Genomic DNA, 13,251 nt, shown 5'->3' on the forward strand with positions numbered 1-13,251 from the left:
CGGCTAGCCACGGTTAACCTGATAACGCCCATTGTTGGTGATAGACAATGGGCGTTCAGGCCTGCCGAAGCCGGAGAACCAACGCCTTTTGCACAACTGTCCTTACTCCCGACTCAAAGGTTCCCCCATGAGCGGCACACCGACAACGACCGACCCTCCACAACTGACACTCGCCGAGGCCTTGAATCTGGCCCACGCACACTGGAACGCAGGCCAGGCCCAGCAGGCCGAGCAGTTGTGCCAACGAATATTGGAAAAATGGCCACGACAGGCCGATGCTTCGCATTTGCTTGGGCTGATGGCCCACGCCTATGGCCGTATGGATCTGGCCATCTCTTTCGTGCGCCAGGCGTGCCAGACGCCGAGCGCGCCGGCGATCTACTTCAGCAACCTGGCCGAGATGTGTCGGCAACAAGGCTTGCTGGAGGAGGCCGAACAGGCAGGGCAGCAGGCCGTCGCCCTGGCCCCCACGCTGGTGGATGCCTGGAACAATCTGGGTATCATCCAGCAGGAAATGGGCAAGCTGGAGGAAAGCCTTGAGTGTCTGCTGCGTGTGGTGAACTTGCGTCCTGAAACGGCACAAGTACACAACAACCTGGGCAACACCTACCGCCGGCTGGATCGCCCTGAGCGCGCCGAGTGGCATTACAAACAGGCGCTGACCCTCGACCCGAATTACGCCGAGGCCTACAGTAACCTGTCTTTTTTATTGAGTTCACAAGGCCATTTCGATGAGGCGGTAGCTATCGGGCGACGGGCCATCGAACTCAACCCGCGGCTGATCGATGCTTACCTGAATATCGCTGAAGCCGAAACGCAACGCCTTCAAGATGGCGAGGCGTTACGCTGGCTGAATGCCTTGTACGCGTTCGCCCCCAAGCATGTCGGCGGCCTTACGGCGCGAGCCCAGGTCCTGAAAAAGGGCGGGCTGCTCGATGAGGCACTGCACTGCGCGCGGCAAGCGCTGGCCCTGGCCCCTCACGACGCCAATACCCACAACGCCATGGGCATTACGCTGCAGGCCATCGGTATGCATGAAGAGGCGCTGGAGCATTTCCTTCAAGCGGCGACATTGCCCGGCTCGGTGACCGAAGAGGCGATGATCGCGCAAGGATCATTGCTGCTGGAGATGGGACGCAAGGAAGCCGCCGCCGAGGCCTTCGAACAGGCATTGGCGGCGTTCCCGGGTTCGATTCGTGTGCTGGCAGGGCGCTCGGACAGCAAAACTTTCACAGCCGATGATGCCGACATCGCGGCCATGGAAGCTGGCTTGCTGCATTCAGAAGGCCTGCTGCTGGTCGACAAACTGTCGACCCATTTTGCCTTGGGCAAGGCTTACCTGGACGCGGGTGATTCGGTGCGCGCGTTCCAGCATCTGGATGCGGGCAATCGGCTCAAGCGCGCCACCTTCAGTTATGACCCGCAAGCGACGCAGCAATGGATGCACGGCATTGCCGAGGTCTTGAGTGAAGAGTTCATGGCCGCACATCAGGGGATGGGCGCGCAGTCGTCGATGCCTGTGTTTATCGTCGGCATGCCGCGCTCGGGCACGACCTTGGTCGAGCAGATTCTCGCTTCCCATCCGCGGGTGCAGGGTGCCGGTGAGCTGGATTCGTTGCGTCTCGCGGTGGAAAGCCTGGGCGCTTTTCCGCAGAGTCTGGTCAATTGTTCGGTCGAGGATCTGGCCAGGCTCGGTCAGGACTATCTTCAGCGCATCACGCCACTGCTCGACGGTTGTGATCGTCTGGTTGACAAGATGCCGGCCAACTTTATGTATGCCGGCCTGATCCCCTTGATCCTGCCAGGGGCGCGCATCCTTCACTGTCGTCGCAACCCGGTCGACACCTGCCTTTCCTGCTACAGCAAGCTGTTCGGTGGCGAGCAACTGTTCACCTACGATCAGGCCGAACTGGGCCAGTTTCATCGTAACTACCAGGCGTTGATGGCTCACTGGCGAGCGTTATTGCCCGTCGAGTCGTTTATTGAAGTGGACTACGAAGCGGTGGTGGATGACCTGGAAGGGCAAGCCCGGCGTCTGATCGACTTCATTGGCCTGCCGTGGAACGACGCCTGCCTTGAGTTCCACAAGACTCGGCGCGTGGTGCGTACCGCGAGTGTCAATCAGGTGCGCCAGCCGATCTACAAAACCTCTAAAGACCGCTGGCGAGCGCATGCCCCACAGCTCGGGCCGTTGTTGCGGGCGCTGGATACAGGTGAAGCGTGAAAAGCTCGAGTGCGTCGTTGTTGCGCTGTCTAGGGGGGGCACTCATGTGCGTGAGTTTGGCGTCAGGGGGATTGACCGGTTGTGCCGATCCAAACAGGCATGCCGAGAGCCTGGCGCTCAGCGGCCACTTGTACCGTGACCGGGTCGACACCGACGGTTTCGTGTTGACCGGTTTTCATCGGATCAGCCGCCCGGATCTGCCATTGACCGTCTATATCGAGGGTGATGGTAAAGCCTGGCGTACGCGCACGTTGCCCTCGGACAATCCGTCGCCGCATCAGGCCCTGGGTTTGACACTGGCAGCGGTGGACCCCGCGGCCAACGTCGTGTACCTGGCACGCCCTTGCCAATTCACGCCGTTGGTGCAAAGCCCGCGTTGCGACCAAGCCTATTGGACCGACAAGCGCTTTGCCGAGGAAGTCGTCGTGGCCATGAACCAGGCGGTGAGCCATTACGCCGCGCGGGTGCCAGGGCAACGCATCCACTTGGTCGGCTATTCGGGTGGCGGCGCGCTGGCGGTTTTGATTGCCGCCAGGCGCCAGGACATAGCCTCGCTGCGCACCGTGGCCGGTAACCTTGATCATGCCGAAGTCAATCGCCTGCATCAGGTGCCGGCGATGCCGGAGTCGCTCAATGCCATCGACGTTGCCGATCAGATCGCCGCCATACCGCAGATCCACTTCAGTGGCGCGGATGACAGCGTCGTGCCCCCCGTGATAGCGCAGCATTTTGTCAGTGCGACAGACAATCGATGCGCGCGCAGCTTTATCGTGGCGGGCATGAACCATGAAAGCGATTGGGCTAGACGCTGGCCTGAACTTCTCGCTATCTTTTTACCGTGCTCGACGAGTGCAAAGCATGAATAACAACCTGACAAGCGTACCGCACGCCCTGAGTGCGTCGGACCGAAAAGCGCATTATGGCCACAGCGGCGCGGTTCTGTGGCTTACCGGGCTGTCCGCTTCGGGCAAGTCGTCCTTGTCCATGGCATTGGAACTGGCGCTGACGAAAATGGGCTACAGCTGCTATGTGCTCGATGGCGACAACGTGCGCAATGGCCTGAATGCGAATCTGGGTTTCAGTGCCGAAGACCGGACCGAGAACATTCGCCGCGTGGGGGAGGTGGCCGCCTTGTTTTCACATGCCGGGTTGATATGCATCACCGCCCTCATTTCCCCCTACTGCAAAGACCGTAAGCGTGCACGTAAGGCGGTCGGGCCGATGTTTCACGAAATACATATCGCCGCAGACCTGGCGACCTGCGAAGCCCGTGACCCCAAAGGGCTATACAAAAAGGCACATGCCGGTGAGCTGCTTGAGTTCACGGGGGTAAGTGCGCCGTACGAAGCGCCGCAGTGTCCTGAATTGGCGATCGATACTGGAACAATATCGGTTGAGGAAAGTTTGAAGATACTGCTCGATTATGTGGTGCGACATATTCCGCTTAGACCGGAACGACTGACGGCATCGGAGGGTGAGTGATCGTGCCTGGCATACCGGCGAAATAGATCGTTAACCGGTAGCGACGCATCGGCGGTAGGGACAGGGGCAGTCTCATGCGCCTGTAGAGGGAGGGCGCGAACCGGTAGGCTCGATCCAGCGCAGCAGGGTACGGAATAGCGTTTCGGGGTCGATCGGCTTGGCGACGAAGTCCACCATGCCCGCCTCTATGCAGCGCTCTTGATCGGCCTGCATGGCGTTGGCAGTCATGGCGACAATGGGCAGGTTAGCTTTGCCCGGCAAGGCACGAATGGCACGCGTCGCACCCAGGCCATCGAGTATTGGCATCTGCATGTCCATCAGCACCAGATCGTAGGCAACCGCTTGTACCTTGTCGATGGCAATCTGGCCATTATCAGCGAAATCGACAAGCAATCCGGCATCGCTCAGCAGTTCGCTCGCCAACAGTTGGTTCAGTGCGTTGTCTTCCACTAAAAGTACCCGCGCACCGGAAATTGTCGCCATGATCCTGGCAATTGGGCCACTCGCCACCAACACCCGACCACCTTGCGGTTCTTTGCATTCGACTTGCACGGTGCCAAGTTGAACGGTGAACCAGAAGGTAGAGCCTTGGCCGACGACGCTGTTGACCCCGACCGCACCTCCCATCAACTCCGCGAGGTTCTTTGCAATCGCCAGGCCCAGACCGGTGCCACCGTATTGGCGTGTTGTCGATGCATCTGCCTGGTGGAAACTTTGGAACAGATGCCCCATTTGCTCTTCGCAAATACCGATGCCTGTGTCCCTGACTGCAAAATACAGCAGCACATCGGACTCGCTGCGTCCACGCAAGCGAATCTCGATAGTGATCTGTCCCTGTTCGGTGAACTTGACTGCGTTGCTGGCAAAGTTGACCAACACTTGCCCCACGCGCAGCGCATCGCCAACCAGCGTGGCCGGGACGTCGCTGGCTACATCAAGGGTCAATTCCAGGTTGCGTTGCGCGGCTCCCGTACCGACCAGATTCACGACGTTGTTGAGCACTTCCTCAAGGGTAAATGCGCGCCGCTCAACGCTCAGCATGCCAGCCTCGATCTTTGAAAAATCAAGCACGTCGTTGATGATGCCCAGCAAATGCTTTGCCGATTGCTGGATCTTCTCTATGTAATCCGCTTGGCGTGGACTCAATTCGGTTTTCAACGCCAGGTAACTCATGCCGATGATGGTGTTCATCGGCGTGCGAATTTCGTGACTCATATTGGCCACGAATTCGCTTTTATGCTGATCGGCGATTTCAAGCTGATGATTTTTTTTCTCGATAGCGACGAGGGCAGCATGCAATTGCTGATTGCTCTTGGTTGTCGCTTCCATCAACGATCTCAGTTTTTCGGCCATTATCCGCACGCGATCGAGAGCGCTGTTTTGAGACGCTTCGGGAATTGATATCTCCAGATTGCCGTTAGCCAGCTCATGTAACACCCATTTAAGCTCGACGGGAGTCCCGCCCAGCATCTCCTGGGTCTGCTTGCGACCCAGGTAAATCAACAAGCTGATCTCGCCTATCAACATCAGCAAAATAGTCACGAATACGTTCTGGGAAAAATCCAGCGTGTTGTTCGCCAGGGCGACTTCTTGTGAAGTGCGCATCTCCATCTCGCCATAAAACTCGTCCAGCGGTTTCATGATCTGTGCCTTGAGAGCATGGTATTGCCGGCTATACAGCAGTGCTCGGGCCAAGGCGAGATCAGGCTCGGCATTTACCGAGTAGTTACCTTGGGCATCTTCAAATTTGCCCTTGACCGCGTTCATCGCTTTGACTTCAAGTTTGACCAGGTTGTCGGAACTGACCTGGGCCTCATTGAGTTTGGCGAACTCTTCATCCGTAAATCCTTCCTGTTCCATCAATACTTTCAGCGCCACAGCTTCCCCGTCGGGTCGAGGCTGAGCTTGGCCCGCCGCAACATAGTCCCAGTAAATGCGGTGATAGTCTTTCGGGCGTGGTGCCTTGCCGTTGCGAATTTCGATGATCTTCAGGTATTCGCGTTCAAATTCCGGGTTTGCGGTCACTACATAAGTACGCGCCAGACGCGTCAGTTCATCAGAACTGCGACGTAATTCATCAGCAAGTAAAAACGAGCGGTAGCGCTTCTCACTGGCCTCACGTGCGTCGTATGCCGCTTGCTTGATGGTCAAAAAGGTATAGAGCAGACTTGCGAACGTTGCAGCAATCGCAATCAGGACGTACCGGACGAATCTCGAACTATTGACTGTTTTCATGTTTGTCCTGTTCCTGAAATCGCCATTGTCTTATGAGCGAGATTGGCCGACGTGGAGCAGCATTTAACATGGTCGCGGTGCACTGGCAACTGTGCAGTTCTCATTGTCGAAGGTTTGAAGAGTCATGGTTTTCCGTGCGTTACGATCAGCAGCTTTGCCCAATAGGCTCCAAGCCTACTGTTGCCGCACTGGCTGGTAACGCCCTTGAACGAGAGGGCATTCTTTCAGTACCGTCAGTGGGCTCGTGCGGCAGGCTTTCATAATGCATTTCATATTTTTTCAGCGTTTTTCATCGAGTTGGTTCCAATGAATCATGGTTTTTCACAACGGCGCTGACGGTGTGCAGGTTTACTGGGTGGGCTAGCTGCCGGCATGGGTCGCAGTAGTGTCCGCAGGAGAGCAGGTGTGAGCCTTGAGCGTCTGAGTAAACTCATTTCGGTAGGATTTGGTTTGGTGCTGGTTGCCTGCCTGATTAGCGTGACGCTGGATGAGTATTACGGTGACCAAGCCGCGCAGGCCACTGAACGACGTCACCAGACCATTATCGTCGTTGCTCAGATGGCAACGCTCAATAGCGAACTTACTCAGCTCGCTCGCTTGTACGTAGGCACGGGCGAACAGCTATTGCTGACCCAATATGACCTGAAGTGGAAAGAAGGCCGTGCATTCCAGGACGCCGCGACGAACCTTCGAGCGATTGGCCTGACTGAAAGAGAAGGCAAATTGCTGGACGCGGTCGAAGTCATGGACCGCAAACAGACGGGCATGGAACGCTCAGCCATGAAAGAGCTTTGGCGATCAGGCGCATCATCGCTGCTGGCTAGCACCACTTACATCACCTCCGAGTGGAACTTCGCCAGTGCGCTTAATCAACTTAGAAGTTCCATCAGTAAGCGTCTGAACGCCGACTTCGAGGCGGCCTGGGAGAAGGCCGAGCTGGCTGCTCACATCAGTATTTTGATGCAATTGATTACCCTAGGGGCAGGCTTGCTGGTCTTTTGGGTCGTATTGCGTCGCCAATTGATGGTTCCACTGTTGGCGCTTTCCGATCGCATGCGCCGCCTGCATACCGGGGAAACCATCGGGGAATTGGGACCGATGCGGGGGCTCGCGGAAGTCGTGAGCCTGGCTGAGGCTCTGGATGCGTATGTCGATCTTAATGAAGAGCTACTTCGACAGCATTGGGTCAAAGGGCACCTCGGCGAGTTGATGCAAGCGTTGCAGTCGTGCAGCGATCGAGAATTATTTGTTGAGACGCTGCAACAGCATCTAAGCGCTTGCCTGGACTGTGAAGTCGACTTGTTGTTCGATACTTCATGTGTGGTGCGTACTGATCAAGTTCACTACAGCTTGCCGTTGTTTCAAGATGGCCAACAATTGGCCAGCCTTGAACTTTATTTCAGTCATCGACTGGACCCTGCCCAACGGGATTTGCTCGATGCCATGGTCGATCCGCTCAGTGGGCTGTTGAGCCTTTTGCAACAACGCACGCGCAATCAGCAGTTGTTGGGCCAGGCCTGCCAGCAGGCAACGCAACTGGAGAGCCAGGCACTCGTATTACAACAGCGACAGGAATCCCTGGAGCTCACCGAGAGTTGGTATCGCGGTATCGTTGAGTTCGCACCTAAAGCGCTGCTGGTGTTTGATGAGCACAGCGTGATCCTGGCCAACCAGGAAAGTGAGGTGACCTTTGGCTATACGCATGGCAACTTGTTAGGCAAAACCTATCGGATGCTGCTGCCGGAAAGTCAACTCCCATTGGTTGATCGCATGATCGAGCGGGCTTGCGCCAGCAAGGGGCTGGAAACAGCCCAAGTGATTGCCCGACGAGCCGATGGCAGCGATTTCCCGGTCGAGTTGCGTCTGTGTTTGCTGCCCGCGCGTCAAGGGCAAGGCAAATGTCTGTGCGTTGCAATCCGTGATCTCACTCAGCGCGAGGCTGACGAGCGCCTGTTGCGTGAAGCGCACGAACAGCAGCAAGCCATTGTGTCCGCGGCACCCTATGGACTTGCCATGGTGCGCGGCATGTTGATTCTACAGGTCAATTCGCGGCTGGATGAGTTGCTCGGTTATGCACCGGGCGAACAGTTGCAGCGCACTCCGCTGATCTGGATGGATCACATCATGCCCGCCGAGGCAATGCTCACATTCGAAGCCGAAGTTCGCCAAACACTGGACCGCGGCGAGGTCTATCACCAACAGATGCAACTGTGCCGCAAGGACGGAAGCAGTTTCTGGGCAAGCGTGAGTGCCCGAGCGGTCGCGCCCGGACAGCTGTCGTCGCGAGGCTCGATCTGGATCATTGAAGATGTTACTGCCCAGCACGCGGCCGCGGACGAGATGCGGCAGGCGCGGCAACTGGCGGAGGACAGTTCACGTATCAAGGCTGAGTTTCTTGCCAACATGAGTCACGAGATACGAACGCCGATGAACGCCATCATCGGTATGACCTACCTCACCTTGAGAACAGATCTGAGCGAGCGACAGCGTGATTACCTGAGCAAGGTACAGAGTTCCAGCCGACACCTTCTGGGCGTGCTTGACGATATTCTGGATTTTTCCAAGATCGAGGCCGGCAAGCTTCAATTGGAGGTTCGCGACTTCAGCCTGACTCAGATGCTGGAGGAGGTGCTCGACCAGGTGCGTCCTCGCATTGACGATAAGCGCCTGGGAATGCAGTTCAATGTCGGCGCAAATGTGCCGGAACGCCTGTGCGGGGATCCACTGCGCCTACGGCAAATATTGCTGAATTACTTGAGTAACGCAGTTAAGTTCACCGAACGTGGGCACATCCGGCTTGAAGTGAGCTTGCGTGAGGCTGGCGTGGATGATGCCTTGCTGCGCTTTAGTGTCATCGATAGCGGTATCGGTCTTTCTGCCGAACAGTTGAAACACATCTTCCAGAGTTTTTTGCAGGCAGATGCCTCCACGACAAGATGCTTTGGTGGCACGGGGCTGGGGCTGGCAATCGCCAAACAACTGGCCGAAATGATGGGCGGCCAAGTCGGCGTTCAGAGTGTCCTGGGTGAGGGCAGCAACTTCTGGTTCGAGGTCCGATTGAACCTGGCTCAGAGTGATGTCCTGGAGGGGCTGTTCGAAGAAGAGGGCCTCAGCGACTGGAGGGTGGCCGAAGGCACACGCATTTTGCTGGTGGAAGATAATGAACTGAATCAGCAAGTGGCCGCCGAATTACTGCAGGCAGTTGGTTGTGTTGTCGAGATTGCGGCAAATGGTAGCGACGCCCTGAGGAGGTTGGTCGAAGAGCGCTATGACCTGGTGTTCATGGACATGCAGATGCCGGTACTCGATGGCCTGACGGCCACCCGGCGACTGCGGCAGTTGCCCGGATTGAGCACATTACCCGTCGTCGCGATGACCGCTAACGCCAGGCAGTGTGATCATGACGCTTGCCTGGCAGCAGGAATGACCGATTTTATCAGTAAGCCCTTCGAACCGCAGATGCTCTATTCGGTATTGCAACGATTGCTCACTGAGACGCAAGACAATCAGGAGCGCACTGTGCCGTTGGCGTCAAACAGCTGCGATGTAGGCTTTAACCTCGATGGCGTGGATATGGCTGCCGGGCTGCGCCGTGTGTTGGGAAAGCACAGCCTGTATCTGGAATTATTGCAACGGTATCTGATCGACCAGGGTCCCTCTATAGAAAAGTTGAGCGCGGCGATGGCATCGGGCGAGTTGGCACAAGCCGAACTGTTGGCGCATAGCTGCAAAGGCGTCTCGGCGACCATCGGCGCGGACGCCGTCGCTCAGGCAGCAGATTCGCTGGAACAGGCTCTGCAAGCAAAGCGACCCGAGGATCAATTGCAGGTTTGCCTGGACGTTTTGACGCAACCCTTGACGGCATTGTTGGAGCAGTTACGTCAGAGGTTACCCCGTGAGACCGAGGCATCTTTGACAGAGGTCAGCTGGGTCGAGTTGCTGCAGGTAAGCCGAGATCTCGATGTGCTGCTAGCGGACTTTGACGCGCAGACGGTGCTTTATTTTTCCATTCATGCCGGCATGCTTCGCAGCGCGTTCGCGAACCGCTTCCCGCCACTGGAGGCCGCCGTGAAACGTTTTGACTTCGAGCGCGCTCGAGTCTGCCTGAGTGAGGCCCTGCAGGCCTGTGAAGCCGTCGCAGTGAGCGGATAGAAATATATGGGGCACAAGTCTTCATGACTCTCAAAAGACCTTAATTCAGAAGTTTTCATCGTTTTTCATCGTTCGGCGAGGCAAAACTCAAGGCATTTCAGAGCAGATTTTTACAGTGCATGCGTTACTGCACGCTCATGGTCGAGGCGACGATCGGGGACAACCGTCTCGTGCTGCCAGGACAGTAGCGTTTGTTTACCCGCGTATCGGTGAACTCGTCTTGAGGAACTCTAGTTGAACCGTCCAACCCACAGGCCCACCGTATTAGTAGTCGATGATATGCCGGCCAATCTGCAGCTGATCAGTGAACTGCTTGGTGAGCGTTATCACGTGCGCGTGGCTAGCAGCGGGGCGCAGGCGTTGAAAAGCGTCGAACGGTCGATGCCCGATCTGATCCTGCTGGATGTGGTGATGCCCGAGATGGATGGCCATGATGTCTGCCGTACGCTTAAGAGCGATCCGAAGCTCTGTGACGTGCCGGTGTTGTTTCTTTCCGCCAGGAATCAGGACGAAGACGAATGCCTGGGCTTCGAGCTGGGAGCGGCCGATTACCTGAACAAACCGATCAACCCGCCAATACTGCTGGCACGAGTGCAGACACAGATACGCTTGAAGGCGACAACGGACCTGTTGCGCTTGCATAACGACTATCTCGATAAGGAAGTAGTGGCGCGCACCCGTGAGTTACAAGCCACCCATGATGTGACCATTCTGGCCCTTGCGTCATTGGCCGAGACGCGTGACAACGAGACCGGCAATCACTTGCGCCGAACGCAGCATTATGTTCGAGCGCTGGCTGAGAAACTGCGTAATCACCCGCGATTCAGGCCTTATCTAGATCAACAAACTATCGAGCTGATGTTCAAATCAGCACCGCTGCATGACATCGGCAAGGTCGGAATAGCTGATCAGATCCTGCTCAAACCAGGGCGCTTTGAGCCCGCCGAATTCGAGATCATGAAAACGCATGCCCGATTGGGGTATCAGGCTCTGGTGCATGCTGAGGAGCTTTTGGGAGCGCAAGTGCCCTTCCTGCGCATCGCCAAGGAAATTGCCCTGTGCCACCACGAAAAATGGGATGGCAGCGGTTACCCCAGCGGTCTGGCCGGTGAGGCCATTCCCGTGAGCGCCCGCCTGATGGCGGTCGCCGATGTCTACGACGCGGTCATCAGCCGGCGGGTGTACAAATCGGAAATGACCCACCAGACGGCAGTTGCGATCATCCGTGATGGTGCCGGCCGGCATTTTGATCCGGCAGTCGCGGCGGCGTTCATGGCGCTGGAAAAAGAGTTTGAGCAAATCGCCGAGCGCTACGCCGACACTGCTGCAGAAGAGCCCCTTGAGGCCATGTTCGGTTAACGGTTGCCTTGCAATGACAGACACAAAACAAAAGGTGCCTGAATTCACCCCGGAGTAAGCCTCATGAGTTGGGTCGTTGAGAACGCGCGCACGATCAAGCGCGTTTGCTGGGTGTTTGTGGTCATATTGTCGTTGCTGACGGTCATAGGGATCGCCGACCGTTTTCAGCGCCAACGCGTAATGTTTCTGGAAGGGCAGCAGGCGCTGCTCACTCAGCGAAGCGCCTGGAATTATTCCAACCTGGTGCGTCAGCAGCAGACCCATAAACTGCAACAAACGCTGCTTGAGGCCGATCCACCTCCGCCTGGGTGCTTATCAGATGAATACATTGCCATGCAACAGCGCACCACGGAGATCCAGTCGGCGGGTGTGGACGAACTGAAACAGTTCACATTACGGGTGCCGATACACCAGGTGGCGCCTCTGCCTTCCCCTCAGAGGCCACGCCTGAGTTTACAAGAGGGCCAGATTCAGATGACCAGCCGGCAGCTCTTGGGCTATAGCTGCGGCGGCGGGGACGTGGTGATTCAGGAAACGCAAACCCGGTTACAGGCACAGCCGCTGCCGCCTCGCACGGCGGCAGGTCCGGCATTTGTCGATAGGCTCGTCGTGCATGTGGCGGTGACAGACGATCAGATGCCAACCTGGTACTTTGACATCCACTTCACCCCCAATAACGCGGAATATATCCCCGCCACAGGCGCTGGTTGGCCGGCCTCGCTCCCGACTGAGGGGCCAGATCAGGAACGGTTTGTCCGGCAGTTTTCGAACCTGCACCAAGGGCTGCAGATGCGCTATTACAGCGAGCCACTGGTCGAGAATTTTTTGCCCCAGTTTCTTAAATGGAACAGCTTCGGGATGTTACTGCTGGTGGGGATAATCATGTGTTTACTGATGATTAACTGGCTGGTGATGCATCTTGTCGATTCCAGTGTGGTGCAATATAGAGCAGCTACCCGCGACTACCTTACCGGGTTGTACAACCGTCGGGCAGCTATATCCATAGCAGAGGCGGAGTTGGCCCGCGCCACACGCAAGCCCAGTTCTTTGTGCGTATTGATGGTGGATATCGACCACTTCAAGCTGGTTAACGATACGTATGGTCATGACGGCGGAGATGAGGTACTGAAGTTTTTCGCGCAGTTGCTCAATCAAACGCTGCGCCAACCGGACCTGGTGGCCCGCTTCGGCGGCGAAGAATTCCTCATCGTGCTCCCCGATACCGATCTGACCGGTGCGCAGACGATGGCTGAGCGTCTGTTGCAAACCTTGCACAATTCAATGCTCGAATATGGCGGAAGGAGTTTTGGTGTCACTTGCAGCATGGGAGTCGCCGCTTGGCGAGGCCCGGAGGAAAACTTTTCGACCCTGCTGGTGCGTGCAGATCTGCTGCTTTATCAAGCCAAGCAACAAGGCCGCGATCGCTACGTGAGTGAGTACTGTCGTACTCCCTCGTTGCATACGCACGTCTGAACCCGACCTTTAACCTGGACCATCCTCACAGGAATTTCGATGATCACCGCCACTGCAGTCTTTATTTTCGACAGCCATTCAGCCGAGGGGGAGGGCGGTCGTTGAGTGAGTCGCGTTATCTCATCGAGGATGGTAATGACATGTTCATCTTGTGCAGCAGGCGATAACACGATCAACACTTTGCCAAGCGGCCCCAAGCCTTGCCCAAGTGCGTTGAACATCCGGGTCGGTCCCCGAGTACATGGCTGATCAACACTTACCAGACGTTTTCAATTCTCATCTGAAGGCGGCAAACAAGCAGCCAGCGGCTCCTACCTAAGTGGTTC

7 protein-coding genes are annotated in these 13,251 nt (G+C 56.7%); 6 read left to right on the forward strand and 1 reads right to left on the reverse strand.

Annotated elements, in window-relative coordinates; genetic code table 11:
• Nucleotides 1-127 precede the first annotated feature (127 nt).
• The 3 genes from AD668_RS19060 to cysC are packed head-to-tail and all read left to right on the forward strand — an operon-like array spanning nt 128 to nt 3,706.
• A complete protein-coding gene (locus tag AD668_RS19060; protein WP_053161229.1) occupies nt 128-2,224 on the forward strand; it encodes a sulfotransferase in 2,097 nt (698 codons plus the stop codon).
• A 44-nt stretch (nt 2,225-2,268) separates the two neighbouring features.
• Nucleotides 2,269-3,090 carry a S9 family peptidase gene (locus AD668_RS19065; protein WP_053161232.1) on the forward strand — a complete coding sequence of 274 codons (822 nt, stop codon included), beginning with the start codon at nt 2,269-2,271 and terminating at the stop codon, nt 3,088-3,090.
• Nucleotides 3,074-3,706 carry an adenylyl-sulfate kinase gene (gene cysC, locus AD668_RS19070; protein WP_371259816.1) on the forward strand — a complete coding sequence of 211 codons (633 nt, stop codon included), beginning with the start codon at nt 3,074-3,076 and terminating at the stop codon, nt 3,704-3,706. Before AD668_RS19065 ends, cysC begins: the two co-directional genes overlap by 17 nt.
• A 72-nt stretch (nt 3,707-3,778) precedes the next feature.
• Here cysC and AD668_RS19075 read toward each other — a convergent pair whose 3' ends face one another.
• A complete protein-coding gene (locus AD668_RS19075) occupies nt 3,779-5,941 on the reverse strand; it encodes an ATP-binding protein (RefSeq protein ID WP_053161236.1) in 2,163 nt (720 codons plus the stop codon).
• A gap of 405 nt (nt 5,942-6,346) precedes the next feature.
• Here AD668_RS19075 and AD668_RS19080 point away from each other — a divergent pair, with 405 nt between their 5' ends.
• The 3 genes from AD668_RS19080 to AD668_RS19090 all read left to right on the forward strand — a co-directional run bounded on the left by AD668_RS19080 (nt 6,347) and on the right by AD668_RS19090 (nt 12,925).
• The gene (locus AD668_RS19080) at nt 6,347-10,093 is read left to right on the forward strand and encodes a PAS domain-containing hybrid sensor histidine kinase/response regulator (RefSeq protein ID WP_053161238.1); all 3,747 of its coding nucleotides are present in this window, start codon (nt 6,347-6,349) and stop codon (nt 10,091-10,093) included.
• Between the two features lie 234 nt (nt 10,094-10,327).
• Entirely contained in the window at nt 10,328-11,452 is a 1,125-nt protein-coding gene (locus AD668_RS19085; RefSeq protein ID WP_082344520.1) for a two-component system response regulator, read from the forward strand.
• 63 nt (nt 11,453-11,515) lie between these two features.
• Entirely contained in the window at nt 11,516-12,925 is a 1,410-nt protein-coding gene (locus AD668_RS19090; RefSeq protein ID WP_053161242.1) for a GGDEF domain-containing protein, read from the forward strand.
• The last annotated feature ends 326 nt before the right edge of the window (nt 12,926-13,251 follow it).

Source organism: Pseudomonas sp. P1.8 (genome assembly GCF_001269805.1).
GTDB lineage: Bacteria > Pseudomonadota > Gammaproteobacteria > Pseudomonadales > Pseudomonadaceae > Aquipseudomonas.